This window comes from Nocardia sp. CY15 (genome assembly GCF_009829295.1).
In the GTDB taxonomy this organism is placed as follows: domain Bacteria; phylum Actinomycetota; class Actinomycetes; order Mycobacteriales; family Mycobacteriaceae; genus Nocardia; species Nocardia sputi.
The window spans coordinates 1-937 of record NZ_VUOT01000103.1; the positions used below are offsets into that span (position 1 = coordinate 1).

Here is a 937-nt window from a genome sequence, read left to right on the forward strand (position 1 = left end):
GTGGACGATTCACGAAAAGGCCAACCTCACCGGCGGCACCCACCGTAAGAGTCACCCCGCGACCGGAGCTGATCTACCACCGCATTCGGCGGCAACGGAAGTCTCACACTGAGATTCACCGTAATGCCCCTTTGACCGTGGAGGGCCGCTACCGGCTCGTGCAACGCTGCCAGGTGCGGCCGATCGCTCATGTCGCCGCCGAGATGGGTCTGTCACGCCAGTGTGCGAGCAAGTGGGTCAACAGGTTTCGCCGGTTCGGTGAGCTGGGCCTGATCGACCGCTCCTCGGTGCCGCACCGGTCACCGACAGCGACACCCGCCGAGACGATCGTGCGGATCGAACAGCTGCGGCGTGCGCGCAAATGGTCGGCGCGACGCATCGCTACCGAGCTGCGGGCCGAGGGCATGACGATCTCGGTACGCACGGTCAGTCGCCACCTGCACCGGCTGGGACTGAACCGGCGGCGGTTTCTCGACCCCGCCGGCGCATCGAATCGGGCACCGCGTCGCATCATCGCCCACCGTCCCGGTCACATGGTGCACATCGACGTCAAGAAGGTCGGACGCATCCCCGACGGCGGCGGCTGGCGGGTGCACGGCAGGGGCTCCGATCGGGACAAGGCTGTCGCCCGCACCAAGAAGCGTGGCACCCGCACCGGCTATGTGTTCCTGCACACCGCGGTCGACGGGTTCTCCCGGCTGGCTTACACCGAGGCTCTGCCGGACGAGAAAGCCATCACCGCGATCGGGTTCGTTTTCCGGGCCAGAGCGTTCTTCGCCGCTCACGGCATCAGCCGCATACAGCGGATCGTCACCGATATTCAAACTCGGTGACGGGCTCGAAGCCCTCGCCCGGCACGGCCGGCCGGGGTGAGAATTCGGGTCTCCGGCGCCTGCATGCCACCACTGGTTCACCGATCGGGGTTGTGCCCCTTGCC

At 66.8% G+C, this 937-nt stretch carries 1 pseudogene; it reads left to right on the forward strand.

The features are described 5' to 3' along the window. Positions 1-113 precede the first annotated feature (113 nt). Positions 114-818: pseudogene (locus GVY39_RS33780) on the forward strand (leucine zipper domain-containing protein); the annotation flags it as partial. Positions 819-937: the final 119 nt, after the last annotated feature.